General features: G+C 64.4%; 25 protein-coding genes. 16 read left to right on the top strand and 9 right to left on the bottom strand.

All coding sequences use genetic code 11. The features are described 5' to 3' along the window. Positions 1 to 10: 10 nt before the first annotated feature. The 4 genes from J7573_RS19455 (at position 11) to J7573_RS19440 (ending at position 5,123) form a co-directional block, all read left to right on the top strand. Positions 11 to 1,798, top strand: coding sequence for an N-acetylglutaminylglutamine amidotransferase (locus tag J7573_RS19455; RefSeq protein WP_294339051.1), 1,788 nt, complete (start codon positions 11 to 13; stop codon positions 1,796 to 1,798). Between the two features lie 3 nt (positions 1,799 to 1,801). After that, positions 1,802 to 3,547, top strand: coding sequence for an N-acetylglutaminylglutamine synthetase (gene ngg / locus J7573_RS19450; protein WP_294339049.1), 1,746 nt, complete (start codon positions 1,802 to 1,804; stop codon positions 3,545 to 3,547). Between the two features lie 108 nt (positions 3,548 to 3,655). Continuing rightward, a complete protein-coding gene (locus J7573_RS19445) occupies positions 3,656 to 4,840 on the top strand; it encodes an osmoprotectant NAGGN system M42 family peptidase (RefSeq protein WP_110639583.1) in 1,185 nt (394 codons plus the stop codon). A 55-nt stretch (positions 4,841 to 4,895) separates the two neighbouring features. Then, positions 4,896 to 5,123 (top strand): YheU family protein, encoded by a 228-nt coding sequence (locus J7573_RS19440; protein ID WP_003252629.1) that lies wholly within the window; start codon positions 4,896 to 4,898, stop codon positions 5,121 to 5,123. Positions 5,124 to 5,276: 153 nt separating this feature from the next. On the opposite strand, the gene csrA is transcribed toward J7573_RS19440, so the two are convergent. Both csrA and J7573_RS19430 read right to left on the bottom strand, forming a co-directional pair. Beyond that, the gene (gene csrA / locus J7573_RS19435; RefSeq protein WP_294339036.1) at positions 5,277 to 5,459 is read right to left on the bottom strand and encodes a carbon storage regulator CsrA; all 183 of its coding nucleotides are present in this window, start codon (positions 5,457 to 5,459) and stop codon (positions 5,277 to 5,279) included. 128 nt (positions 5,460 to 5,587) lie between these two features. Beyond that, positions 5,588 to 6,397: an SDR family oxidoreductase gene (locus tag J7573_RS19430; RefSeq protein WP_294339033.1), complete on the bottom strand. Its 810-nt coding sequence runs from the start codon at positions 6,395 to 6,397 to the stop codon at positions 5,588 to 5,590. 312 nt (positions 6,398 to 6,709) lie between these two features. Between J7573_RS19430 and J7573_RS19425 the strand changes: the two genes are divergently transcribed. Beyond that, positions 6,710 to 6,862, top strand: a complete 153-nt coding sequence (locus J7573_RS19425) for a DUF3309 family protein (protein WP_012271016.1) — start codon at positions 6,710 to 6,712, stop codon at positions 6,860 to 6,862. A 54-nt stretch (positions 6,863 to 6,916) separates the two neighbouring features. Here J7573_RS19425 and J7573_RS19420 read toward each other — a convergent pair whose 3' ends face one another. The 3 genes from J7573_RS19420 to J7573_RS19410 all read right to left on the bottom strand — a co-directional run bounded on the left by J7573_RS19420 (position 6,917) and on the right by J7573_RS19410 (position 9,994). Then, positions 6,917 to 8,581 (bottom strand): cation acetate symporter, encoded by a 1,665-nt coding sequence (locus J7573_RS19420; protein WP_294339005.1) that lies wholly within the window; start codon positions 8,579 to 8,581, stop codon positions 6,917 to 6,919. Continuing rightward, complete coding sequence (locus tag J7573_RS19415) at positions 8,578 to 8,889, bottom strand: DUF485 domain-containing protein (RefSeq protein ID WP_110639578.1); 312 nt, start codon at positions 8,887 to 8,889, stop codon at positions 8,578 to 8,580. The genes J7573_RS19420 and J7573_RS19415 overlap by 4 nt, the downstream gene beginning before the upstream one ends. Positions 8,890 to 9,133: 244 nt before the next feature. Continuing rightward, positions 9,134 to 9,994, bottom strand: a complete 861-nt coding sequence (locus tag J7573_RS19410) for a glycine betaine ABC transporter substrate-binding protein (RefSeq protein ID WP_294339002.1) — start codon at positions 9,992 to 9,994, stop codon at positions 9,134 to 9,136. 197 nt (positions 9,995 to 10,191) lie between these two features. On the opposite strand from J7573_RS19410, the gene J7573_RS19405 reads away from it, so the two are divergent. Further along, complete coding sequence (locus J7573_RS19405) at positions 10,192 to 11,757, top strand: beta (1-6) glucans synthase (RefSeq protein ID WP_294339000.1); 1,566 nt, start codon at positions 10,192 to 10,194, stop codon at positions 11,755 to 11,757. Positions 11,758 to 11,884: 127 nt separating this feature from the next. On the opposite strand, the gene J7573_RS19400 is transcribed toward J7573_RS19405, so the two are convergent. Continuing rightward, positions 11,885 to 12,253: a hypothetical protein gene (locus J7573_RS19400; protein WP_294338998.1), complete on the bottom strand. Its 369-nt coding sequence runs from the start codon at positions 12,251 to 12,253 to the stop codon at positions 11,885 to 11,887. A 189-nt stretch (positions 12,254 to 12,442) separates the two neighbouring features. Here J7573_RS19400 and J7573_RS19395 point away from each other — a divergent pair, with 189 nt between their 5' ends. Both J7573_RS19395 and J7573_RS19390 read left to right on the top strand, forming a co-directional pair. Further along, the gene (locus tag J7573_RS19395; RefSeq protein ID WP_294338996.1) at positions 12,443 to 13,741 is read left to right on the top strand and encodes a serine/threonine protein kinase; all 1,299 of its coding nucleotides are present in this window, start codon (positions 12,443 to 12,445) and stop codon (positions 13,739 to 13,741) included. After that, positions 13,734 to 14,561 (top strand): VacJ family lipoprotein, encoded by an 828-nt coding sequence (locus J7573_RS19390; RefSeq protein WP_294338994.1) that lies wholly within the window; start codon positions 13,734 to 13,736, stop codon positions 14,559 to 14,561. Before J7573_RS19395 ends, J7573_RS19390 begins: the two co-directional genes overlap by 8 nt. Before the next feature lie 115 nt (positions 14,562 to 14,676). On the opposite strand, the gene J7573_RS19385 is transcribed toward J7573_RS19390, so the two are convergent. Beyond that, positions 14,677 to 15,825 carry a patatin-like phospholipase family protein gene (locus J7573_RS19385; protein ID WP_294338993.1) on the bottom strand — a complete coding sequence of 383 codons (1,149 nt, stop codon included), beginning with the start codon at positions 15,823 to 15,825 and terminating at the stop codon, positions 14,677 to 14,679. Between the two features lie 128 nt (positions 15,826 to 15,953). Further along, the gene (locus J7573_RS19380; RefSeq protein ID WP_159409265.1) at positions 15,954 to 16,889 is read right to left on the bottom strand and encodes a lipid A biosynthesis lauroyl acyltransferase; all 936 of its coding nucleotides are present in this window, start codon (positions 16,887 to 16,889) and stop codon (positions 15,954 to 15,956) included. A 111-nt stretch (positions 16,890 to 17,000) separates the two neighbouring features. On the opposite strand from J7573_RS19380, the gene minC reads away from it, so the two are divergent. From minC to J7573_RS19345, 7 genes are all read left to right on the top strand, one after another. Continuing rightward, positions 17,001 to 17,768, top strand: coding sequence for a septum site-determining protein MinC (gene minC, locus J7573_RS19375; RefSeq protein ID WP_294338991.1), 768 nt, complete (start codon positions 17,001 to 17,003; stop codon positions 17,766 to 17,768). 99 nt (positions 17,769 to 17,867) lie between these two features. Then, positions 17,868 to 18,680 carry a septum site-determining protein MinD gene (gene minD, locus J7573_RS19370; RefSeq protein WP_054893840.1) on the top strand — a complete coding sequence of 271 codons (813 nt, stop codon included), beginning with the start codon at positions 17,868 to 17,870 and terminating at the stop codon, positions 18,678 to 18,680. A gap of 3 nt (positions 18,681 to 18,683) precedes the next feature. Then, entirely contained in the window at positions 18,684 to 18,938 is a 255-nt protein-coding gene (gene minE / locus J7573_RS19365; protein ID WP_003252572.1) for a cell division topological specificity factor MinE, read from the top strand. An 84-nt stretch (positions 18,939 to 19,022) separates the two neighbouring features. After that, the gene (locus J7573_RS19360) at positions 19,023 to 19,658 is read left to right on the top strand and encodes an RluA family pseudouridine synthase (RefSeq protein WP_294338906.1); all 636 of its coding nucleotides are present in this window, start codon (positions 19,023 to 19,025) and stop codon (positions 19,656 to 19,658) included. A 169-nt stretch (positions 19,659 to 19,827) separates the two neighbouring features. Then, the gene (locus J7573_RS19355; protein ID WP_294338903.1) at positions 19,828 to 21,117 is read left to right on the top strand and encodes a M18 family aminopeptidase; all 1,290 of its coding nucleotides are present in this window, start codon (positions 19,828 to 19,830) and stop codon (positions 21,115 to 21,117) included. Positions 21,118 to 21,320: 203 nt separating this feature from the next. Further along, positions 21,321 to 21,488, top strand: a complete 168-nt coding sequence (locus J7573_RS19350; RefSeq protein ID WP_165837385.1) for a hypothetical protein — start codon at positions 21,321 to 21,323, stop codon at positions 21,486 to 21,488. Between the two features lie 44 nt (positions 21,489 to 21,532). Next, positions 21,533 to 23,686, top strand: coding sequence for a mechanosensitive ion channel family protein (locus J7573_RS19345; RefSeq protein WP_294338899.1), 2,154 nt, complete (start codon positions 21,533 to 21,535; stop codon positions 23,684 to 23,686). Positions 23,687 to 23,786: 100 nt separating this feature from the next. On the opposite strand, the gene J7573_RS19340 is transcribed toward J7573_RS19345, so the two are convergent. Next, a complete protein-coding gene (locus J7573_RS19340; protein ID WP_294338896.1) occupies positions 23,787 to 24,500 on the bottom strand; it encodes a UTRA domain-containing protein in 714 nt (237 codons plus the stop codon). Between the two features lie 317 nt (positions 24,501 to 24,817). On the opposite strand from J7573_RS19340, the gene J7573_RS19335 reads away from it, so the two are divergent. Beyond that, positions 24,818 to 25,882, top strand: a complete 1,065-nt coding sequence (locus J7573_RS19335) for an ABC transporter substrate-binding protein (RefSeq protein ID WP_294338894.1) — start codon at positions 24,818 to 24,820, stop codon at positions 25,880 to 25,882. The last annotated feature ends 51 nt before the right edge of the window (positions 25,883 to 25,933 follow it).

Raw genomic sequence — 25,933 nt, 5'->3', positions numbered from 1 at the left:
GTAAGGACCTATGTGCGGATTAGCAGGAGAGTTGCGTTTCACCCCTATCGACCAAGCCCCTCGCCCAGCCGACCTGGCTGCGGTAGAGCGCATCACCCATCACCTGGCGCCCCGCGGCCCCGACGCCTGGGGCTTCCATAGCCAGGGCCCGATCGCCCTCGGCCACCGCCGGCTGAAGATCATGGACCTGTCCGACGGTTCGGCACAGCCGATGCTCGACAATACCCTGGGCCTGTCGCTGGCCTTCAACGGCGCCATCTACAACTTCCCCGAACTGCGCCAGGAGCTTCAGGGCCTGGGTTACAGCTTCTGGTCCGAAGGCGACACCGAAGTGTTGCTCAAGGGCTACCACGCCTGGGGCGCCGCCTTGCTGCCCAAGCTCAATGGCATGTTCGCCCTGGCCATCTGGGAGCGCGACAGCCAGCGCCTGTTCCTGGCCCGCGACCGCCTCGGCGTCAAGCCACTGTACCTGTCGCGCAACGGCGAGCGCCTGCGCTTCGCCTCGACCCTGCCGGCGCTGCTCAAGGGTGGCGACATCGACCCGATGATCGACCCGGTGGCGCTCAACCACTACCTCAACTTCCATGCTGTGGTGCCTGCACCGCGCACGCTGCTGGCCAATGTGCAGAAGCTCGAACCCGGCACCTGGATGCGCATCGACCGTCACGGTGAAGTCGAGCGCCAGACCTGGTGGCAGCTGAAGTACGACCCCAACCCGGACGAGCGCGACCTCGACCTGGAAGGCTGGACCACCCGCGTGCTCGACGCCACCCGCGATGCCGTGGCGATCCGCCAACGCGCCGCCGTGGACGTGGGTGTGCTGCTGTCTGGCGGTGTCGACTCCAGCCTGCTGGTCGGCCTGCTGCGCGAGGTCGGCGTGGACGACCTGTCGACCTTCTCCATCGGTTTCGAGGATGCCGGCGGCGAACGCGGTGACGAGTTCCAGTATTCCGACCTGATCGCCAAGCATTACGGCACCCGCCACCACCAGCTGCGCATCGCCGAACAGGAGATCATCGAGCAGTTGCCGGCCGCCTTCCGCGCCATGAGCGAGCCGATGGTCAGCCACGACTGCATCGCCTTCTACCTGCTGTCGCGGGAGGTGGCCAAGCATTGCAAGGGCGTGCAGAGCGGCCAGGGCGCCGACGAGCTGTTCGCCGGCTACCACTGGTACCCGAAGGTGGACGGCGCCGACGATGCCTTCGCCGCCTACCGCGGCGCCTTCTTCGACCGCAGCCACGACGAGTATCGCGACACGGTCCAGGCCCCTTGGCTGCTGGAAACCGATGCCGCTGGCGATTTCGTCCGCGAGCACTTCGCCCGCCCCGGCGCAGCCGATGCCGTGGACAAGGCCTTGCGCCTGGACAGCACGGTGATGCTGGTCGACGACCCGGTCAAACGGGTCGACAACATGACCATGGCCTGGGGCCTGGAGGCGCGCACGCCGTTCCTCGACTACCGCCTGGTCGAGCTGTCGGCGCGCATTCCTGCCCGCTTCAAGCTGCCCGACGGTGGCAAGCAGGTGCTCAAGCAGGCCGCACGGCGGGTGATCCCGCACGAGGTGATCGACCGCAAGAAGGGCTACTTCCCGGTGCCCGGCCTCAAGCACCTGGAAGGCGCGACCCTGGGCTGGGTGCGTGACCTGCTGACCGACCCGAGCCAGGACCGCGGCCTGTTCAACCCGGCGATGCTCGACCGCCTGCTGAGCAACCCGCACGGCCAGCTCACCCCGCTACGCGGCTCCAAGCTGTGGCAGCTGGCGGCCCTGAACCTGTGGCTCAGCGAACAAGGAATCTGACCGATGAAAGCCCACGAAATCGCTTACGGTCAGCGCCTACTGCGCGGCCAGGCGCCGTCCTACGAGCGCCTGCAGGCTCGCCTGGCCGGCGACGGCAGCGAGCCCCACGACCAGCCGCGGGCCTTGCACTGTGGCTGGGGGCGCCTGCTGATCGGCCACACCTACCCGGACGCCGCCAGCCTGGCCGCCGCGCTGCAGGACGAACGCCCCGGCGAGCGCGACATCGCCCTGTACGTGGCCGCCCCGCAGCAGCTGCTGGCCCAGGCGCCGCAGCAGCTGTTCCTCGACCCCTCCGACACCCTGCGCCTGTGGTTCACCGACTACCGACCGGCGCAGCGGGTGTTCCGCGGCTTCCGCGTGCGCCGGGCGCAGAACCCCGGCGACTGGCAGGCGATCAACACCTTGTACCAGGCACGCGGCATGCTGCCGGTCGACCCCGAGCTGGTCACCCCGCGCCACCTCGGTGGCCCGGTGTACTGGCTGGCCGAGGATGAAGACAGCGGCGCGGTGATCGGCAGCGTGATGGGCCTGAACCACAGCAAGGCGTTCGACGACCCCGAACACGGCAGCAGCCTCTGGTGCCTGGCCGTGGACCCGCAGTGCACCCGCCCGGGCGTCGGCGAAGTGCTGGTGCGTCACCTGGTCGAGCACTTCATGAGCCGTGGCCTGGCGTATCTGGACCTGTCGGTGTTGCACGACAACCGCCAGGCCAAGCGCCTGTACGAGAAGCTCGGGTTCCGCAACCTGCCGACCTTCGCGGTCAAGCGCAGGAACGGCATCAACCAGCAGCTGTTCCTCGGCCCCGGCCCGGAAGCGGGCCTGAACCCCTACGCCCGCATCATTGTCGACGAAGCCTTGCGCCGTGGCATCGAGGTGCAAGTCGACGATGCCGCTGGCGGCCTGTTCACCCTCAGTCTCGGCGGCCGCCGTATTCGCTGCCGCGAATCGCTGAGCGACCTGACCAGCGCGGTGACCATGACTCTGTGCCAGGACAAGCGTCTGACCCAGCATGCCCTGCACAACGCCGGGCTGCAGGTGCCGGCGCAGCAACTGGCCGGCAATGCCGACGACAACCTGGCGTTTCTCGACGAGCATGGCGCGGTGGTGGTCAAGCCGGTGGACGGCGAACAGGGCCAGGGCGTGGCGGTCAATCTCACCCGCATCGAGGACGTGACCCAGGCCGTGGAAAACGCCCGCCGCTTCGACAGCCGCGTGCTGCTGGAGAGCTTCCATGCCGGCAGCGACCTGCGCATCCTGGTGATCGGCTTTGAGGTAGTGGCAGCAGCGATTCGCCACCCGGCCCAGGTGATCGGTGACGGCAAGCACAACATCCGCCAGCTGATCGAGGCGCAAAGCCGTCGGCGCCAGGCGGCGACCGGTGGCGAAAGCCGTATCCCGCTGGACGACGAGACCGAGCGCACCCTGCACGGCGCGGGCCTGGGCTACGACGCTGTGCTGCCGGCCGGCCAGCGCCTGGCGGTGCGGCGCACGGCCAACCTGCATACCGGTGGCACCCTGGAAGACGTCACCGAGCGCCTGCACCCGGTGCTGGCCGATGCCGCGGTGCGCGCGGCGCGGGCGCTGGAGATTCCGGTGGTGGGCCTGGACTTCATGGTCCGCGATGCCGAGCAGCCGGATTACGTGATCATCGAAGCCAACGAACGGGCCGGCCTGGCCAACCATGAACCACAGCCGACGGCTGAGCGGTTTGTCGACCTGCTGTTCCCGCATAGCCGGGCTTTGGCATGAATCAGTGTTGAGGCCTTCGCGGGCACGCCCGCTCCCACAAGGGCGGTGCAGTACCTGTGGGAGCGGGCGTGCCCGCGAAGGCCCCAACACAGGAACCAAGGAGTACCCATGACCGAACGACTCCCCGAACCCGACCTCGACTACATGAAGCGCGTCCTGCTGGAGATGCTCGCCATCCCCAGCCCGACCGGCTTCACCGACACCATCGTGCGCTACGTGGCCGAACGCCTCGACGAACTGGGCATCCCCTTCGAACTGACCCGCCGCGGCACCATCCGCGCCACCCTCAAGGGCCGGCAGAGTTCGCCCGACCGCGCCGTTTCGGCCCACCTCGACACCATCGGCGCCAGCGTGCGCCAGTTGCAGGACAATGGCCGCCTGGCCCTGGCCCCGGTGGGCTGCTGGTCGAGCCGCTTCGCCGAGGGCAGCCGGGTCAGCGTGTTCACCGATACCGGCGTGTTCCGCGGCAGCGTGCTGCCGCTGATGGCCAGCGGGCACGCCTTCAACACCGCGATCGACCAGATGCCGATCAGTTGGGAACATGTCGAGGTGCGTCTGGATGCCTACTGCACCACCCGCGCCGATTGTGAAGCGCTGGGCATTGCCATCGGTGACTTCGTCGCCTTCGACCCACTGCCGGAATTCACCGAGAGCGGCCATATCAGCGCCCGCCACCTGGACGACAAGGCCGGCGTGGCGGCCCTGCTGGCCGCACTCAAGGCGGTGGTGGAAAGCGGCCGCCAGCCACTGATCGACTGCCACCCGCTGTTCACCATCACCGAAGAAACCGGCTCTGGCGCCGCCGCCGCCCTGCCCTGGGACGTCAGCGAGTTCGTCGGCATCGACATCGCGCCGGTCGCCCCTGGCCAGGCCTCCAGCGAACATGCGGTGAGCGTGGCCATGCAGGACTCTTCCGGGCCGTACGATTACCACCTGTCACGCCACCTGCTGAAGCTGGCCGGTGATCAGGACGTACCAGTGCGCCGCGACCTGTTCCGTTACTACTTCAGCGATGCGCACTCGGCCGTGACGGCCGGACATGACATCCGCACCGCGCTGGTGGCGTTCGGTTGCGATGCCACCCATGGCTACGAGCGCACCCATATCGACAGCCTGGCCGCGCTCAGTCGCCTGCTTTCGGCCTACCTGCTCAGCCCACCGGTGTTCGCCAGCGACTCGCAACCGGCCAATGCCTCGCTCGAGCGCTTCAGTCACCAGCTGGAGCACGATGCGCAGATGGAGAGCGACACCCGGGTGCCAGCGGTGGACAGCCTGGTAGGAAACAAAAGCTGATGGCCATGGAATCGCGTAGCATGCAGGGATTCCTGAACACGACTGTGCGCTGCCCATGCTGATCCCCTACGACCAACTGCAAGCCGAAACCCTGACCCGCCTGATCGAGGACTTCGTCACCCGCGACGGCACCGACAACGGCGACGACACTCCGCTGGAAACCCGCGTGCTGCGGGTGCGCCAGGCATTGGCCAAGGGCCAGGCGTTCATCCTGTTCGACCTGGAGAGCCAGCAGTGCCAGTTGCTGGCCAAGCATGATGTGCCCCGCGAGCTGCTCGACTGACATCGGGCCTTGTCGCGGATTCTGTGGGAGCGGCCTTGCGTCGCGAAAGGGCCGCAAAGCGGCCCCAGGATATCAGCGACGACGCCGAGAATTCTGGGGCTGCTCTGCAGCCCTTTCGCGACGCAAGGCCGCTCCCACAATGGCCGGTGCAGGTCAATCAGCCTTGCACACCTGCGCTGCCTTGATCCGCCGATAGACTTCGGCCCGGTGCACCGCCACCTTGCGCGGTGCTTCCACGCCAAAGCGCACCATGCCATTACGCGACTCCACCACCTTGATCCGAATATCGTCACCAATGGTGATGACTTCGCCGACTTCACGCCCGATCACCAACATGCTCCGGTCCTCTCGCAACAGGAAAAAACCGCAGAATGCTTGGGGATATTCGTCTGGACAATACTTCGCCGGCAATTCAGACCGAGACTACAAGGGCTGGTAATTTCTCCTACAGACATCTCCTACGATCAGCGCGCTTGCGCCTTGGCCCGCATCTTGACCGCCATGTCCGCCATCTCGTCGTACAGCCGCTCCGGCGCCTGGCGCTTGAGCTGCCAGGCCTGGCGCCCGGCCTCATGGGGCAGGATCAGGAACTCGCCCGCCGCAACCTGCTGGTGGATGTAGGCGGCGATATCCGCCGCACTGATCGGCGAGCCCTCCAGCAGTTTGCCGACCTGGGCCTTCATCGCCGGGTTCGGCCCGCGGAACGAGTCGAGCAGGTTGGTCTGGAAGAACGACGGGCACACACAGTGCACCGCCACTTCAAGCTGGCGCAATTCCACCAGCAGGCTTTCCGACAACGCCAGCACCCCGGCCTTGGCCACGTTGTAGTTGCTCATCCCCGGGCCCTGCATCAGCGCCGCCATGGAGGCGACATTGATAATGCGCCCCTTGCTGCGCTCGAGCTGTGGCAGGAACGCCTTGCAGCCCTTGACCACGCCCATCAGGTTGACTGCGATCTGCCAGTCCCAGTCTTCCAGTGACAGCTCGGCGAAAAAGCCGCCCGAGGCGACCCCCGCGTTGTTGACGATCACATCGATGCCGCCGAATTTTTCTTCGCAGGCCTGGGCCAGGGCGGTGAGCTGGCTGTAGTCGCGCACGTCGCAACGCTGGACGAACCCCTCGCCGCCTGCGGCCCGCACCAGCGCCAGGGTTTCGCGCAGGCCCGCTTCGTTGACATCGGCCAACGCCAGGCGCCAGCCCTCGCGCGCCCAGCGCAGGGCGATCTCGCGGCCGAGGCCGGAGCCGGCGCCAGTGATCATGATGCGGTTTTGCATGGTGGCACGCCTTGTTCTGACAGGTTGTGCAACGAGTCTAATCAAGGCCTTGGCCAGAGGCAGGATTCATCAGGATAGTGAATGAGCGGGCATGACTGTGTGGTCAGTACCGACCTCTTCGCGGCTAAAGCCGCTCCCACAGGGTTCACCTCAGGCTTGAGACCTGCACAGTACCTGTGGGAGCGGCTTTAGCCGCGAAGAGGCCGGTGCAGGCAGCACACAGATGGAATCTTTCACAAGCGGCAGCAGTCCGAATTTACAAGAGGCCAGCAGTCCGAGGCCCTTGACCCTCAACCACGCAAGGACTCCGTCATGACCACGATCCTCATCATCATCCTGATCCTTCTGCTGATTGGTGGCTTACCGGTCTTCCCGCATTCGCGCAGCTGGGGCTATGGCCCGTCCGGCATCGTCGGCGTGGTGCTGGTGATTCTGCTGGTGCTATTGCTGCTAGGCATGATCTAGCAACAGAAAACGAAAAACCGCGCCAAGGCGCGGTTTTTCAATTGCCGAAGGGTATCAGTGCGAAACCGCGCCAGAAGCCCCCAGACCAGTCTGCGAACGGACGAACTGCGGGTAGAACAGCGCACGCTCGTCGTCGGCCGCCTTGGACTTGTCGGTGACCGAGAAGAACCAGATGCTGACGAAGGCAATGGCCATCGAGAACAGCGCCGGGTATTCGTACGGGTAGATGGCTTTTTCGTGACCGAGGATCTGCACCCAGATGGTCGGGCCGAGGATCATCAGCGTCACCGCGCTCACCAGGCCCAGCCAGCCGCCGATCATGGCGCCGCGGGTAGTCAGCTTCTTCCAGTACATCGAGAGCAGCAGTACCGGGAAGTTGCAGCTGGCAGCGATGGAGAACGCCAGGCCGACCATGAAGGCGATGTTCTGCTTCTCGAACAGGATGCCCAGGCCGATCGCCAGCACGCCGAGGGCGACGGTGGTGATCTTCGACACGCGGATTTCATCCTTGTCGTTGGCCTTGCCCTTGCGCCAGACGCTGGCATACAGGTCATGGGAGACCGCCGAGGCACCGGCCAGGGTCAGGCCGGCGACCACCGCCAGGATGGTGGCGAAGGCCACGGCGGAAATAAAGCCGAGGAACACGCTGCCACCCACGGCATCGGCCAGGTGCACCGCCGCCATGTTGTTGCCGCCGATCAGGGCGCCAGCGGCGTCCTTGAATTCCGGGTTGGTGCTGACCAGCAGGATCGCGCCGAAGCCGATGATGAAGGTCAGGATGTAGAAGTAGCCGATGAAGCCGGTGGCGTACAGCACGCTCTTGCGCGCTTCCTTGGCGTCACTGACGGTGAAGAAGCGCATCAGGATGTGCGGCAGGCCAGCGGTACCGAACATCAGCGCCAGGCCCAGCGAGAATGCCGAGATCGGGTCCTTGACCAGGCCACCCGGGCTCATGATCGCCTCGCCCTTGGCGTGCACCTTGATCGCTTCGGAGAACAGCGTGTTGAAGTCGAAGCCGACGTGTTTCATCACCATCAGCGCCATGAAGCTGGCACCGGACAGCAGCAGCACGGCCTTGATGATCTGTACCCAGGTGGTGGCCAGCATGCCGCCGAACAGCACGTACAGGCACATCAGGATACCCACCAGGATCACCGCGACGTGGTAGTCGAGGCCGAACAGCAGCTCGATCAGCTTGCCCGCGCCGACCATCTGCGCGATCAGGTAGAACGCCACCACCACCAGCGATCCAGAGGCCGACAGGGTGCGGATTTCCTTTTGCCCGAGGCGGTACGAGGCGACGTCGGCAAAGGTGTACTTGCCGAGGTTGCGCAGGCGTTCGGCAATCAGGAAGAGGATGATCGGCCAGCCGACCAGGAAGCCGATCGAGTAGATCAGGCCATCGTAGCCAGAGGTGAACACCAGGGCGGAAATACCCAGGAACGAGGCCGCCGACATGTAGTCGCCAGCAATCGCCAGGCCGTTCTGGAAGCCGGTGATCTTGCCACCGGCGGCGTAGTAGTCCGCCGCCGACTTGTTGCGCTTGGAGGCCCAGTAGGTGATGCCGAGGGTGAAGGCGACGAAGGCCACGAACATGGCGATTGCCGGAACGTTCAGCGGTTGTTTCTGCACCTCGCCGGTCAGGGCATCGGCGGCCCACACGGCGGGTGCAAAGGCTCCGCAGGCCAGTACGGCCAGGGCTTTGGCGTGGCGAATCATTGTTGCGCCTCCTTCAGGATGGCCTTGTTCAGCTCATCGAACTCGCCGTTGGCGCGGCGCACGTAGATGGCGGTCAGGACGAATGCCGAAACGATCAGGCCGACGCCCAGGGGAATGCCCCAGGTAATCGACGAGTCAGGGCTGAGCTTGGTGCCCAGAATCTGAGGACCGTAGGCGATCAGGAGGATGAAGGCGCAGTAGAGGCCGAGCATGATCGCCGAGAGAATCCAGGCGAACCGTTCACGTTTGCTGACCAGCTCCTTGAAGCGCGGGCTGTTTTGTATCGAGAGGTAAATGCTGTCGTTCATTGTTTTTGTCCTAGCAGCACAGGTAGGGGATGGAACCCACACCCTTACTTTATGCAGCTGCTGGACGCCAACCAGACGACCTTAGTCTTAGATGCAACGGTGTTTTACCGAATGCGTAACAAAGTGACGGCCCTTTCGCGGGGCAAGCACGCTCCCACAGGTTCGCCACAGGGCTCAAGGCCTGTGCAGTACCTGTGGGAGCGGGCTTGCCCCGCGAAGAAGCAAAACTGGCCCTAACGGGTGATCACTTGCCCGTCCACTCCTTCACCCGGTCCGGGTGCTTGGCCACCCAATCCTTGGCCGCAGCCTCAGGCTTGGCGCCTTCCTGGATCGCCAGCATCACCTCGCCGATCTCGTCCTTGGACTGCCACTGGAATTTCTTCAGGAACTCCGCCACTTCCGGCGCCTTGGTGCCCAGTTCCTTGCTGCCGATGCTATTCACGGTCTCGGCCGCGCCATACACCCCTTTCGGGTCTTCGAGGAACTTCAGCTTCCACTTGGCGAACATCCAGTGCGGCACCCAGCCGGTCACGGCAATCGACTGCTGCTTGGCGTACGCGCGGCCCAGCTCGGCGGTCATCGCCGCACCGGAGCTTGCCTGCAGCTTGTAGCCGGTCAGGTCATAGTCCTTGATCGCCTGGTCGGTCTTGAGCATCACCCCGGAGCCGGCATCGATACCGACGATCTTCTGCTTGAAGCTGCTGTCGTTCTTCAGGTCGGCGATGCTGACATCCTTGACGTATTCGGGGACGATCAGGCCGATCTTGGCATCCTTGAAGTTCGGGCCGTAGTCGACCACGTTGTCCTTGTTCTTGGCCCAGTATTCACCATGGGTCACCGGCAGCCAGGCCGAAAGCATGGCGTCGAGCTTGCCGGTGGCGACCCCCTGCCACATGATGCCAGTGGCCACGGCCTGCAGCTTCACGTCATAGCCGAGTTTCTGCTTGATCACTTCTGCGGCCACGTTGGTGGTCGCCACACTGTCGGCCCAACCATCCACGTAACCAATGCTGACTTCTTTGGCCATGGCCTGTGCAGTGCCCATGGCCAATACCAGGGCGGTGCCCACCCCCAGGAAACGGCGCATTCTTGTAATAGTTGCCATCAAAGCATCCCCTCGTCAGGTCTTGGAGATTGCATCATCTTCCTGCAACAAAGGTCGACCTGCTCCCACTGCGACCTGTACCTGCCCCATATGCGACAGCACTGTGCCATTAGCGGCGTCGACTTACGCCGCCCTGCGCGATCCTTGCATGCCAAAGGTTTGGCGCCGGGCTACTATCTAACGTTTTGCGCCTGACGATGGACCGCCCGATGCCTGATGCTTCCCGCCTGCTGCTGCCGTTGTACCTGCTCGCCTGCCTGCTTGCCCTGCTTGGCCTGGGGGCGCTCTGGTACGGGCTGGGCAAGCCAGTCCTGCTGCCCGACGCCGCCAGCCCCACGCATAAACTGCAGTGCGCGTCGTACACGCCGTTCGACAAGGACCAGTCGCCCTTCGACCAGCCTTTTCGCCTGCGCCCGGCGCGCATGGACGCCGACCTGGCGTTGCTGGCCGAGCGATTCCAGTGCATCCGCACCTATTCGATGACCGGCCTTGAGGCAATCCCGGCGCTGGCACGCAAGCATGGGCTGAAAGTGATGCTCGGGGCCTGGGTCAACGCCAACCCGGTCGACACCGGCAAGGAGGTGGACGCGCTGATCGCCGCCGCCAATGCCAACCCGGACGTGGTCAGCGCAGTGATCGTCGGCAACGAGGCGCTGTTGCGCAAGGAGGTGACCGGCGAGCAGCTGGCTGCGCTGATCAACACGGTGAAAAGCCAGGTCAAGGTGCCGGTGACCTATGCCGATGTCTGGGAGTTCTGGTTGCAGCACCCGCAGGTGGCGCCAGCCGTGGACTTCCTGACCATCCACCTGCTGCCCTACTGGGAAGACGAGCCGCGCGGCATCGACGATGCCCTGGCCCATGTCGCCGAGGTGCGCCAGGTGTTCGGCAACCGTTTCGCGCCCAAGGACATCTTCATCGGCGAAACCGGCTGGCCCAGCGAAGGCCGCCAGCGCGAGACCGCCGTACCCAGCCGGGCCAACGAGGCGCGTTTCATTCGTGGTTTCGTCAGCATGGCCGAGGCCAATGGCTGGCACTACAACCTGATCGAAGCGTTCGACCAGCCATGGAAGCGTGCCAGCGAGGGCGCTGTGGGGGGCTATTGGGGGCTGTACGATGCCGACCGGCAGGACAAGGGCGTGCTCGAAGGGCCGGTCAGCAACCTGCATTACTGGCCGCAGTGGTTGCTGGCGAGCGTGGTGTTGATGGCGGTCACGCTGCTGATGGCCGGGCGCCCTGCCACACCGCTGGCGGCCCTGCTGTTGCCGCTGTTGGCCGCATTTGGCGCGGGCTGCCTGGGATTGTGGGGCGAGTTGATGCGCACCCATGCGCGGTTTGCCGGGGAATGGGTGTGGGCGGTGGTGCTGGCCGGGTTGAACCTGCTGGTGCTGGCCCATGCCGCACTGGCCCTGGTGCGTCGCGCAGGCTGGCGTGAACGGCTGTTCGCCTGGCTGCAGGCACGTGCAGGGTGGTTGCTGCTGGCAGCCGGTTTTGCGGCGGCGGTGAGCATGCTGGCGATGGTGTTCGACCCGCGCTACCGGAGCTTCCCGAGCGTGGCGCTGACATTGCCGGCGGTGGTGTACCTGCTGAAGCCGGTGGCGGCTCGGCGAGCGGAGGTGGCGTTGCTGGCCTTTATAGTTGGGGCTGGGGTGTTGCCGCAGTTGTATCGGGAAGGGCTGGAGAATCAGCAGGCTTTGGGGTGGGCGGTGGTCAGTGTGCTGATGACCGCAGCCCTGTGGAGAAGCCTGCGGTTGCGCAAGGCTTGAGGTCTTGGGGCCGCTGCGCGGCCCATCGCAGGCAAGCCAGCTCCTACACCGACCGCGCAAGCCCGCAGACTTGTGCAGTATTTGTGGGAGCCGCGCTTGCCGGCGATGGGCTGCACAGCAGCCCCTGTCAGCCCCGACGCGGTTTTCGAACCAGGCGCAACCCCGCCAGCACCACCACGAACACTGCGATGCTGGCGGTATACAGCACCAGAGCAGGAATGCCGAACACCAGCGCCAACACCGCCAACCACCACCCTGTGCGCCCCGTGACCAGTTGCGCGATCAATGCCAGCGCCAACCCGGCCAAGGCCATCACCTGAAAGTGAATACCCAACCCCAGCAGTGCACGCACCTGGCACTGCCAGTGGTCGCCCGGCACCGCGCACAGCCCGACCCACTGCCCATCTTCCATCAAGCCATAGCGCACGCCATAACTGGCCGCGAGCCAGATGGCCAGAAACATCAGCAGTAGAGCGGCCGGCAGCGAGCGAGACATCCCATTCTCCAATAGCGGTAATCGAAATCATCCATGATCGCCCAAGCCCTGTTGTAAGGCAAAATCACAACCCTGCAGCTATGTTGCAGATAACAAGCACACCAAAGGCCAGCGCACTCGGCAACTTTGCCCAGGCAACCGTGGTCCTAGCCTGCATACTGCACGACCTTGATCCTTCTGGGGGAATACATGCTTCGATCTTGGCGCCTCGCCGCCCTTCTTGGCGGCCTGCTCATGGCTGCGGCCGCTTCGGCGCGGGATATCGACGCCGCCAGCTACGGCTACCCCTTGACCAACCCGTTCGAGGCGACCATCGTCACCACGCCACCGGAGCAACGCCCGACGCTGCCCAGCGACGATGACATCGACCAGTCCGACTACAGCCTGAACCTGCGCCCCGAGCGCGAGTTCTCCCTGCCCGACAACTTCTGGGCAGTGAAGAAGCTCAAGTACCGCCTGGCACGCCAGGACCACGAGGCGCCGCTGATCTTCCTCATCGCCGGTACCGGTGCGCCCTACTCCAGCAGCATCAACGAATACCTCAAGAAGCTGTTCTACCAGGCTGGCTACCACGTGGTGCAGCTGTCATCGCCAACCAGCTACGACTTCATGAGCGCCGCCTCGCGCTTCGCCACCCCCGGGGTCAGCCGGGAAGACGCCGAAGACATGTACCGGGTGATGCAGGCCGTGCGTGCCCAGCACCCGCGCCTGCCGGTCAGCGAGTACTACCTCACCGGCTACAGCCTGGGCGCGCTGGACGCCGCCTTCGTCAGCCACCTCGACGAAACCCGTCGCAGCTTCAATTTCAAGCGCGTGCTGCTGCTCAACCCGCCGGTCAACCTGTACACCTCGATCAACAACCTCGACAAGCTGGTACAGACCCAGGTCAAGGGCATCGACCGCAGCACCACCTTCTATGAGCTGATGCTCGAAAAGCTCACCCGCTACTTCCAGGACAAGGGTTATATCGACCTCAACGATGCCCTGCTGTACGACTTCCAGCAGTCGAAACAGCACCTGTCCAACGAGCAGATGGCCATGCTCATCGGCACTTCGTTCCGCTTCTCGGCGGCCGACATCGCCTTCACCTCCGACCTGATCAACCGCCGCGGCCTGATCATCCCGCCGAAGTTCCCGATCACCGAGGGCAGCAGCCTGACACCGTTCTTCAAACGGGCCCTGCAGTGCGACTTCGACTGCTACATGACCGAGCAGGTGATCCCGATGTGGCGCGCCCGCACCGATGGCAACAGCATCCTGCAACTGGTCAACCAGGTCAGCCTGTATGCCCTGGAAGACTACCTGCACAACAGCGACAAGATCGCCGTGATGCACAATGCCGACGACGTCATCCTCGGCCCCGGCGATATCGGTTTCCTGCGCAAGGTGTTCGGCGACCGGCTGACCCTTTACCCCCATGGCGGCCATTGCGGCAACCTCAATTACCGCGTCAACAGCGACGCCATGCTGGAGTTCTTCCGTGGCTAACCCATTCCTCCTCGCCACCGCGCTGCTCGTCGTCGCCGGCAATGCCTTGGCCGCGGAAACCGCGCCACGGACCAGCGTGGTCGAAGCCGACCCGCAAGTTACCCAGGCGCCGCTGACACCGGAGGCCGACGGCTTCATCGACCCGCTGCGCGAACTGAAATTCAACCCCGGGCTCGACCAGCGCGAGTTCGAACGCTCGACCCTCGAAGCACTGAACGTGTACGACCCGCTGGAATCGATGAACCGGCGCATCTACCACTTCAACTACCGCCTGGACCAATGGGTGCTGTTGCCGCTGGTCAGTGGCTACCAGCACGTCACGCCCAGCTTCGTGCGCACCGGGGTCAGCAACTTCTTCAACAACCTGGGTGACGTGCCGAACCTGTTCAACAGCGTGCTGCAGCTCAAGGCCAAGCGCTCGGCGGAGATCACCGCGCGGCTGATGTTCAACACCATCATCGGCGTGGGGGGCTTGTGGGACCCGGCAACCAGCATGGGCCTGCCGCGCCAGAGCGAGGACTTTGGCCAGACCCTGGGCTTCTATGGCGTGCCGGAGGGGCCCTACCTGATGCTACCGGTGCTCGGCCCATCGAACCTGCGCGACACCACCGGGCTGGTGGTGGACTATGCCGGCGAGCAGGCGGTCAATTACCTGAACGTGGCCGAGGCCAGCGAGAATCACCCTGAGATCTTCGCCTTGCGCGTGGTGGACAAGCGCTACACCACCAAATTCCGCTATGGGCAGCTCAACTCGCCGTTCGAGTATGAGAAGGTGCGGTACGTGTATACCCAGGCGCGCAAGCTGCAGATCGCCGAGTAAGCAGGCCTGGCCTCTTCGCGGCTAAAGCTGCTCCCACAGGGATCACCTCAGGCCTGAGACCTGCACACTACCTGTGGGAGCGGCTTTAGCCGCGAAGAGGCCAGTACAGGCAACATCAAATCCCCAGGAACTGGCACAGCTCGCGCTTCTTGGCCAGGGCATCGCGCCGCCCCAGCTCGATCAGTTCACTGCAGTAGCTGGCCTCGAACAACAGATAGCTCAATACCCCTGCCCCGCTGGTCCGGGTCGCCCCCGGACCGCGCAGGAACAGGCGCAATGCTGCCGGCAACTCGCGCCGGTGCCGCGCGGCGATCTCGTCCAGCGGTTGGCTCGGCGCGACCACCAGCACCTCGATCGGCGCCAGCCCCAGGCGCCGTGCATCCAGGTGCGCCGGCAACAGCCGGCTGAGGTGATTGAGCCGCTGCAGCAGCTCGATATCGTCCTCGAGGCTGTCGATGAAGGTGCTGTTGAGCATGTGCCCGCCGATCTGCGCCAGGCTCGGCTGCTGGCCGCTGAACACGCGCTGGGTCGGCAACGGCGCCGCCGGGCGCTGCGGGTTGCCACTGACCCCGACCACCAGCACCCGGCTGGCGCCCAGGTGAAGGGCCGGGCTGATGGGTGCCGACTGGCGCACCGCACCGTCACCGTAGTACTCGTCGCCCAGGCGCACCGGGGCGAACAGCAGCGGGATTGCGGCGCTGGCCAGCAGGTGATCGATGGTCAACGGCGTGGGCACACCGATGCGGCGGTGGCGCAGCCAGGCGTCGATGGTGCCGCGACCCTGATAGAAGGTTACCGCCTGGCCGCTTTCATAGCCGAATGCGGTCACGGCAACTGCCCGCAATTGCTCGGCGGCGATGGCATGGCCGATGCCATCCAGGTCCAGGTGGGACTGCAACAGGCCACGCAAAGGGCTGCTGTCGAGCAAGGCAACCGGCACCTGGCCGCCCAGGCCCAGCAGGTTGTGGCCGACGAAGCGGCTGGCCTGGCGCACCACGCCGGGCCAGTCGCTGCGGATGACCAGGCGGCTGCGGAAGTTCTGCCAGAACGTGGTGAGGCGCTGCACGGCGTCGTTGAAGCGGGTGGCGCCACTGGCCAGGGTCACGGCGTTGATGGCACCGGCCGAGGTGCCGACGATGACCGGGAACGGGTTGTGCGCGCCAGGCGGCAGCAGTTCAGCGATGCCGGCGAGCACCCCGACCTGATAAGCCGCGCGGGCGCCGCCGCCAGAAAGGATGAGACCGGTTACCGGGGGTGGCGCCATGGATTCCTTCCTGGGGTTGATGTGCTTTCAGGCCTGTCCTCTTCGCGGGCATGCCCGCTCCCACAGGTTATGCAGTCCCTGTGGGAGCGGGCGTGCCCGCGAAGAGGCCGGCACAGTCAACACAAGATTCAGCGTTTTTTCTTGTCGTACAGCCGCGGCGCACCCTCGGGCCGCGACTTGAAGCGCCGATGCGCCCACAGGTACTGCTCCGGGCATTCGCGCAGCACACCCTCGACCCACTGGTTGATACGCAGGCAATCGGCTTCTTCGCTCTCACCGGGGAAGTTCTCCAGCGGCGGGTGGATCACCAGACGATAGCCGCTGCCGTCCTCCAGGCGCTTCTGGGTGAACGGAATCACCTGCGCCTTGCCCAGGCGGGCGAACTTGGTGGTCGCGGTGACCGTGGCCGCCGGGATACCGAACAACGGCACGAAAATGCTCTGCTTGGCGCCGTAGTCCTGGTCCGGTGCGTACCAGATCGCCCGGCCCGAGCGCAGCAGCTTGAGCATGCCACGCACGTCATCACGCTCCACGGCCAGCGAATCGAGGTTGTGCCGCTCACGGCCGCTGCGCTGGATGAAGTCGAACAGCGGGTTGCCGTGCTCGCGGTACATGCCGTCGATGGTATGCGCCTGGCCAAGCAACGCGGCACCGATCTCCAGGGTGGTGAAGTGCACTGCCATCAGGATGGCGCCCTGCCCGGCCTGCTGCGCCGCCTGCAGGTGCTCGAGGCCTTCGATGTGGGCCAGGCGCGCCAGGCGCGCCTTGGGCCACCACCAGCTCATGGCCATTTCGAAGAAGGCGATACCGGTGGAGGCGAAGTTGGCCTTGAGCAGACGCCGCCGTTCGTCGTCGGACAGTTCCGGGAAGCACAGCTCGAGGTTGCGTGCGGCAATGCGCCGGCGCTCACCGGCCACGCGGTACATCAGCGCGCCCAGGGCACCGCCGAGCCACAGCAGGGCACGGTAGGGCAACTGCACCACCAGCCACAGCAGGCCCAGGCCCAGCCACAGGCCCCAGAATCGCGGGTGGAGGAAATAGGGTCGAAAACGCGGGCGTTCCATTGAAGCTTCCGGCAAGACAAAGGCCGAGCATTCTACAACGGATCGGCACCGGTTGCGGCCAACCGGTCTTATCGCTATAAGTCAGGGCACTTTTTTCGCAACAAGCCGTCTATGCAGACCATGAGCCCAAACCACACATCCGACACCGCCTCCGTGTTCCAGCTCAAGGGCAGCATGCTCGCCATCACTGTGCTGGAACTGGGGCGTAACGACCTGGAAGCCCTCGACCGCCAGCTGGCGGCGAAAGTGGCCCAGGCCCCGAATTTCTTCAGCAACACGCCGCTGGTGCTGGCGCTGGACAAGCTGCCGGCCGACGAAGGGGCAATCGACCTGCCCGGGCTGATGCGTATCTGCCGCCACCATGGCCTGCGAACCCTGGCGATCCGCGCCAACCGCATCGAAGACATCGCTGCGGCGATCGCCATCGACCTGCCGGTGCTGCCACCGTCCGGCGCCCGCGAGCGGCCGCTGGAGCCCGAACCCGAGGTGAAGAAGGTCGAGCCCGTGCCTGAGCCGGCCCCGGCTCCAGCGCCAGCCGAGCCAGAAGTGCGCCCTACCCGCATCATCACCTCACCTGTGCGCGGCGGCCAACAGATCTACGCCCAGGGTGGCGACCTGATCGTCACCGCTTCGGTCAGCCCGGGTGCGGAACTTCTCGCCGATGGCAACATCCATGTGTACGGCGCCATGCGCGGCCGCGCCCTGGCCGGGATCAAAGGCAATACCAAGGCGCGTATCTTCTGCCAGCAGATGACCGCCGAAATGGTCTCGATCGCCGGCCAGTACAAGGTGTGCGAAGACCTGCGCCGCGACCCGCTGTGGGGTGCCGGCGTGCAAGTCAGCCTGTCCGGTGACGTGTTGAACATCACCCGTCTTTAACGGATACTTGCCGTCATTTTTAGAGCAACTTTTTCATCTGTTGCCGTTTTTTGCATTTTGCTGGGACACGTGTCCCGACTTATTTAGGGGTGAAACACCTTGGCCAAGATTCTCGTCGTTACTTCCGGCAAGGGGGGTGTGGGCAAGACCACCACCAGCGCCGCCATCGGCACCGGCCTCGCACTGCGCGGCCACAAGACTGTCATCGTCGACTTCGACGTGGGCCTGCGTAACCTCGACCTGATCATGGGCTGCGAGCGCCGCGTGGTGTACGACTTCGTCAACGTGGTCAACGGCGAAGCCAACCTGCAGCAGGCCCTGATCAAGGACAAGCGCCTCGAGAACCTGTTCGTGCTGGCCGCCAGCCAGACCCGCGACAAGGACGCGCTGACCCAGGAAGGCGTCGAAAAGGTGCTGATGGAGCTGAAAGAACAGTTCGATTACGTCATCTGCGACTCCCCGGCCGGTATCGAGAAAGGCGCGCACCTGGCGATGTACTTCGCCGACGAAGCCATTGTCGTGACCAACCCCGAAGTGTCCTCGGTACGTGACTCGGACCGCATGCTGGGCATCCTGTCGAGCAAGTCGCGCCGCTCCGAGAATGGCGAAGAGCCGATCAAGGAACACCTGCTGATCACCCGTTACCACCCGGAGCGCGTCGAAAAGGGCGAAATGCTCAGCATCGCCGACGTCGAAGAGATCCTGGCGATCAAGCTCAAGGGTGTGATCCCTGAGTCGCAGGCCGTGCTCAAGGCCTCCAACCAGGGCATCCCGGTCATCCTCGACGACCAGAGCGATGCCGGCCAGGCGTACAGCGACACGGTCGACCGCCTCCTGGGCAAAGAGAAACCCCTGCGTTTCATCGAAGTGCCGAAGCAAGGATTCTTCGCGCGCCTGTTTGGAGGCAAGTAAACCATGAACCTTTTTGACTTCTTTCGTGGCAGACAGAAACAGACCAGCGCGTCGGTAGCGAAAGAGCGTCTACAGATCATCGTGGCGCATGAGCGCGGCCAGCGCAGCGAACCGGACTACCTGCCGGCGCTGCAGAAAGAACTGCTGGAAGTGATCCGCAAGTATGTGAACATCGGCAACGATGATGTGCACATCGAGCTGGAAAACCAGGGCAGCTGCTCGATTCTGGAACTGAACATCACCTTGCCTGATCGCTGATCCGGTCGCTTCAGGCACAGGCAAAAACCACTGGGGCTGCATTGCAGCCCCAGTGGTTTTTGTCATTTTCATAGAGAACCCGCAATGCCGCTGTCGAACATCCAGATCCTCCATGAAGACGCCGCCATCCTGGTGATCAACAAACCGACGCTGCTGCTGTCGGTACCCGGCCGTGCCGAGGACAACAAGGACTGCCTGATCACTCGCCTGCAGGAAAACGGCTACCCGGACGCGCTGATCGTGCACCGCCTGGACTGGGAAACCTCCGGCATCATCCTGCTGGCCCGCGATGCCGACAGCCACCGCGAGCTGTCGCGCCAGTTTCACGACCGCGAGACCGAAAAGGCCTACACCGCGTTGTGCTGGGGCCAGCCGGCGCTGGACAGCGGCAGCATCGACCTGCCCTTGCGCTACGATCCACCGACCAAGCCTCGGCACGTGGTGGACCATGAGCAGGGCAAGCATGCGCTGACCTTCTGGCGCATCGTCGAGCGTTGCGGGGATCACTGCCGGGTCGAGCTGACGCCGATCACCGGGCGTTCGCACCAGCTGCGCGTGCACATGCTATCGATCGGCCATCCGTTGCTGGGCGACCGCCTGTATGCCAACCCGGAGGCGCTGGCAGCCCATGAACGGCTGTGCCTGCATGCCTCGATGCTGAGCTTCACCCACCCGGTCTCCGGGGAGCGCTTGAGGTTCGAGTGCCCGGCACCCTTCTGATCTTGCAGGGCCTGTACCGGCCTCTTCGCGGCTAAAGCCGCTCCCACAGGGAGCGCACTGCTCTGAAGGGCTGTGCAATACCTGTGGGAGCGGCTTTAGCCGCGAAGAGGCCGACACAAATTGTCGACTCAATAGGCTAAACTCGCGCCACTGCTGTCTGGAGTGAGTTATGCGCGAAGCACTGAATACCGGCCTGATCGAATTCCTCAAGGCCTCCCCGACGCCCTTCCATGCCACCGCCAGCCTGGCCCAGCGCCTGGAGGCGGCCGGCTACCAGCGTCTGGACGAGCGTGACAGCTGGGCCACGGTGCCCGGTGGCCGCTACTACGTTACCCGCAACGACTCCTCGATCATCGCCATCAAGCTGGGCAAGCAGCCACCGCTGCTGAACGGCATCCGCATGGTCGGCGCACACACCGACAGCCCGTGCCTGCGGGTCAAGCCGCAGCCCGAACTGCAGCGCCAGGGCTTCCTGCAACTGGGCGTGGAAGTCTACGGCGGCGCGCTGCTGGCACCGTGGTTCGACCGCGACCTGTCGCTGGCCGGGCGCGTCACCTTCCGCCGTGACGGCAAGGTCGAAAGCCAGCTGATCGACTTCAAGCTGCCGATCGCGATCATCCCCAACCTGGCGATCCATCTGAACCGTACCGCCAACGAAGGCTGGCAGATCAACCCGCAGAACGAGCTGCCGCCGGTGCTGGCCCAGGTGGCCGGTGACGAGCGCATCGACTTCCGTGCCGTGCTCACCGAGCAACTGGCCCGCGAGCACGACCTCAACGCCGACGTGGTGCTGGATTACGAGCTGAGCTTCTACGACACCCAGGACGCCGCGCTGATCGGCCTGAACGGCGACTTCATCGCTGGCGCCCGCCTGGACAACCTGCTGTCGTGCTATGCCGGCCTGCAGGCGCTACTGACTGCCGACAGCGACGAGACCTGCGTGCTGGTGTGCAATGACCACGAAGAAGTCGGCAGCTGCTCGGCCTGCGGCGCCGATGGCCCGATGCTCGAACAGACCCTGCAACGCCTGCTGCCGGACGGCGACGCCTACGTGCGCACCATCCAGCGCTCGCTGATGGTCTCGGCCGACAACGCCCACGGCGTACACCCCAACTACGCCGACAAGCACGACGGCAACCACGGGCCCAAACTCAACGCCGGGCCGGTGATCAAGGTCAACAACAACCAGCGCTATGCCACCAACAGCGAAACCGCCGGGTTCTTCCGCCACCTGTGCATGGCCGAGGAAGTGCCGGTGCAGAGCTTCGTGGTGCGCAGCGACATGGGCTGTGGTTCGACCATCGGGCCGATTGCGGCTAGCCATCTTGGCGTGCGCACGGTGGATATCGGCTTGCCGACCTTTGCCATGCATTCGATCCGCGAGCTGTGCGGCAGCCATGACCTGGCGCACCTGGTGAAGGTATTGTCGGCGTTCTACCGCAGCCGCGAGCTGCCTTGAGATTGATCTAGGCAGGTCCGGCCTCTTCGCGGGCAAGCCCGCTCCCACAGGGAAATCACAATGCTCAAGATTTGTGCACTTCCTGTGGGAGCGGGCTTGCCCGCGAAAGGGCCCGGCCTGCAAACAACTGCCCAGGATCAATCCCCCTTCTGCCTAACCCGCTATGCTTGTTGTATGGCCCCCAAGCAGAAGGACCGCTGTCCATGTCTCCCTTCCTCTCACTGTTCGTGCCGGTATTCCTGTTCCTGATGTTGCTGACCATCGGTTTCAGTATGCGCGAGCGCAATATCGGCGTGCTGATGATGTGGATCGGCACGCTGGGCATCTTTGGCCTCACCTGCTGGACGATCCTGGAGAAACTGCCGACATAAACCTCTACACTCGGTCAATCGTTTGACCTGAGGTAGATTTCCCGGTGCCAGCCTTCCTGCGTTGCCTAGCCCTGCTGCTGTTCCTCTTCATGTCCCCGCTCCAGGCGGCGGGCTTGCCCAGCCTGCTGGGCTCCAGCACCCCCGCCCAGCCCGAAGCCACCGAACCACTGGGCAAATCGCTGGACGAGGTGATCAAGAACCTCGAAAACGACCAGCAACGCGCCAAGCTACTGGCCGACCTGAAGAAGCTGCGCGACGCCACCAAGCAATCGCAACCCACCGTCGAACAGGGGGTCCTGGGCCTTATCGGCGGTGCCCTCAACGACCTCGAAAAGCAATTCAGCGGTGACTCCAGCCCGTTCTACCGCTGGTCGCAGGAAATCGAACAGGCCCAGGCCGAGCTCACCGAGCTGATCGTGCCGGTGCATCAGTGGCCGGCCATCCTGTTCGGCTTTGCTGCGGTCATTGCGGTGTGGAGCCTGCTGGCCTATGCCTTCAACTGGGTCGGTCACCGCGTGCGGGTGCGTTTCGGCCTGACCGAGGAACTGCCGCAACACCCCCGTACCTGGGACCTGGTGCGCTTTGCCCTGCGCAAGCTGGGGCCGTGGCTGGTTGCACTGATCTTCACCGTGTACCTGAGCTTCGCCCTGCCCCCGTCGCTGGGCAAATCGCTGGCCATGGTGCTGGCCTATGCACTGGTGGTCGGTACCTGCTTCTCGGCCATCTGCGTGATCGCCTTCTCGCTGCTCGACGGCCCCCATCGCCACCGCGCCCTGCACATCCTGCGCCACCAGGCCTTCCGCCCGCTGTGGCTGATCGGCAGCTTCGCCGCCTTTGGCGAGGCCATGAGCGACCCGCGCATGCTGGTCGCCCTGGGTACCCACCTGGCCCATGCCCTGGCGACACTGGCCAACGTCATCGCGGCGCTGTCGTCCGGCCTGTTCATCCTGCGTTTCCGCCGGCCGATCGCCCACCTGATCCGCAACCAGCCGCTGGCCCGGCGCCTGACCCGGCGCACCCTCAGCGATACCATCGAGATCCTTGGCAGCTTCTGGTTCGTGCCGGCGCTGATCCTGGTGGCGGTCTCGCTGTTCGCCACCTTCATTTCCGCCGGCGACACCAGCACCGCCCTGCGCCAATCGCTGATGTGCACCGTGCTGGTGGTGGTGTGCATGGTGCTCAACGGCCTGGTGCGCCGCCATGCCGCCAACCCCAAACGCGCCAACAAGCGCCAGGCGGTGTACGCCGAGCGCCTGCGCAACTTCGGCTACCTGCTGGTACACCTGTTCATCTGGCTGGTGTTCATCGAGCTGGGGTTACGCGTGTGGGGCCTGTCGATGATCGGCTTCGCCCAGGGCGACGGCCATGACGTGAGCGTGCGCCTGCTGGGCCTTGCCGGCACGCTGATCGTCGCCTGGCTGGTGTGGATTCTCGCCGACACGGCGGTGCACCATGCCCTGGTGCGGTCGCGCCGGGGCCTGGCCAACGCCCGCGCGCAGACCATGATGCCGCTGATCCGCAATGTGCTGTTCGTGGTGATCTTCATCATTGCGGTGATCGTCGCCCTGGCCAACATGGGCATGAACGTCACGCCGCTGCTGGCCGGTGCCGGTGTGATCGGCCTGGCCATCGGTTTTGGCGCACAGTCGCTGGTGGCCGACCTGATCACCGGCTTGTTCATCATCATCGAAGACTCGCTGGCAATCGACGACTACGTCGATGTCGGTGGCCACCTGGGCACGGTCGAAGGCCTGACCATTCGTACCGTGCGCCTGCGTGACATCGACGGCATCGTGCACACCATCCCGTTCAGCGAGATCAAGAGCATCAAGAACTACTCACGCGAGTTTGGCTACGCGATCTTCCGCGTGGCCATCCCGCACAGCATGAACATCGACCAGGCGATCACGCTGATCCGCGAAGTGGGGCAAAAGCTGCGCAATGACCCGCTGATGCGCCGCAACATCTGGTCACCGCTGGAGCTGCAGGGGGTGGAGAGTTTCGAGTCAGGCTCGGCGATCCTGCGGGCACGGTTCAAGACCGCACCCATCAAGCAGTGGGAAGTGTCGCGGGCGTTCAACCTGGCCTTGAAGCGCCAGCTTGATGAAGCCGGGCTGGACCTGGCCACGCCGCGCCTGTCGGTGCAGGTGGTGACTGCCGGAGGTGGCCAAATGGCGCAATCCGGTTCTTCCAGCTAAGGCCCTTTCGCGGGCTCGCCCGCTCCCACAGGGTGATCACGGGTATTGAAACCTGCGCGTTACCTGTGGGAGCGGGCAAGCCCGCGAAGAATCCAACACCTCAGCCCGCCTGGGCGCGGATGCGGATGGCATCGTGCCGCCAATATTCCAGGTCACAGTCGATCAGATGCCCATGCTGGTCGCTGTTGACCCGGGTGATATGCAGGCCCGGGCTGCCGGCCGATACCTTCAGCGCGCCCGCCGCGTCGACTGGCAAGGCAGTCGGCAGAATCTCGAAGCACACCTGCCCGTACTGGATGCCATACACCCGCCCGTAGATCTCGGTCAGCGACTGCGCCAGGTCCTGGTCGAGGATGCCAGGAAAATACTTCGGGTTCAGGTAGTGCTCGGCATACAGCACCGCCCGCCCATCGATGCGCCGCAATCGGCAGATCCGCACCACGCTGGATAGCGCCGGCAGTTGCAGCCGTGCGCAAATGGCCGCCGAGGCCGGCTGCAGGCGCGCCGAAAGCAGCTCGGTGCTGGCCTCCCGCCCCTGGTCCCGCACCATCGCATGAAAGTGGCTACGCTCGATCAGGTCGTAGGTCAGGCGCTGCGGTGCGACAAACCAGCCGCGCCGTTCTTCGCGGTAGATCAGCCCTTGGGCTTCCAGCTGCACCAACGCTTCGCGCAAGGTGATGCGCGTGGTGGCGAACACTTCGCTGAGCTTGCGTTCGGCCGGCAATTTGCCGCCCGGCGCCAGCAAGCCGTGCTCGATCTGCTCCTGCAGGGCATGGCAGATGGCTGTTACCGCGCGCGGTGGCGTCGACTGCATCAAAAGGTTACCTATCTGGACTAGTCCAGCCCCAAGACGGGGCCTTTGGAGAATAGAGCAAGCCTAGGCAGGGCTGATGAACATCCTGTGACAAAGGCCTTGGCCAAGCACTGCCAGAAACGCGCCAAGCCAGCAAAACCTGGGCTCTTGCGTGGTCTACGCTGTAGCTTCAAGGCCTGCGCAGGTTCTGCCTTACATCAAACTGTCACGCAAGCGGCCTACCTTGGCTCAAGCTTTGCTGACCTAGACCAACGGTCAGCAAAAACAGCTTCACTCATAACAACGATCGCTAAAGGCACCCACCCAAGGAGCTTCGGATGAAAAAGTTGTTCATGGCGTCACTGCTCGGCTCGGCCATTACCCTGTGCACCTCGGCGATGGCCGCCGGCCCCGACCTCAAGGCCCTGGAAGACGCCGCCCGCAAGGAAGGCACCGTCAACAGCGTAGGCATGCCCGATGCCTGGGCCAACTGGAAAGGCACCTGGGAAGACCTGGCCAGCAAGTACGGCCTCAAGCACAGCGACACCGACATGAGCTCGGCCCAGGAAATCGCCAAGTTCGAAGCCGAGAAGGACAACGCCAGCGCCGACATCGGCGACGTCGGTGCCGCCTTCGGCCCGATCGCCGCCAGCAAGGGCGTGACCCAGCCGTACAAGCCAAGCACCTGGGACCAGGTACCTGAATGGGCCAAGGACAAGGACGGCCACTGGGCGCTGGCCTATACCGGCACCATCGCCTTCATCATCAACAAGGACCTGGTCAAGGAAGGCGATCGCCCGACCAGCTGGCACGACCTGGAAAAAGGCAAGTACAAGGTCGCCATCGGTGACGTCAGTACCGCCGCCCAGGCTGCCAACGGCGTGCTGGCTGCGGCCATCGCCTACAAAGGTGACGAGAAGAACATCGAGCCTGGCATGCAGCTGTTCACCAAGCTGGCCCAGCAGAAGCGCCTGTCGCTGGCCAACCCGACCATCCAGACCATCGAGAAAGGCGAGGTCGAGGTCGGTGTGGTGTGGGACTTCAACGGCCTGAGCTACCGCGAGCAGATCGACCCCAAGCGCTTCGAAGTGCTGATCCCGTCGGACGGTACGGTGATCTCCGGCTATACCACCATCATCAACAAGTACGCCAAGCACCCGAACGCGGCGAAGTTTGCGCGTGAGTACATTTTCAGCGACGCCGGGCAGATCAACCTGGCCAAGGGGCATGCGCGGCCGATCCGTGCCGAGCACCTGAAGCTGCCGGAGGATGTGCAGGCCAAGCTGCTGCCGAACGAGCAGTACAAGGCAGCGCAGCCGATCAAGGATGCCGCGGCCTGGGAAGCCACCTCCAAGGCACTGCCGCAGAAGTGGCAGGAGCAAGTGATCATCGAGATGGAGTAAGGGGCTAGCTTTTGTAGTGCCTGATCCGGCCCTTTCGCGGGCACGCCCGCT

The organism is Pseudomonas sp., assembly GCF_017744435.1.
Lineage (GTDB): Bacteria > Pseudomonadota > Gammaproteobacteria > Pseudomonadales > Pseudomonadaceae > Aquipseudomonas.
Note: the sequence above shows the minus strand (reverse complement) of the source record. Positions and strands in the feature narration are given on the sequence as shown.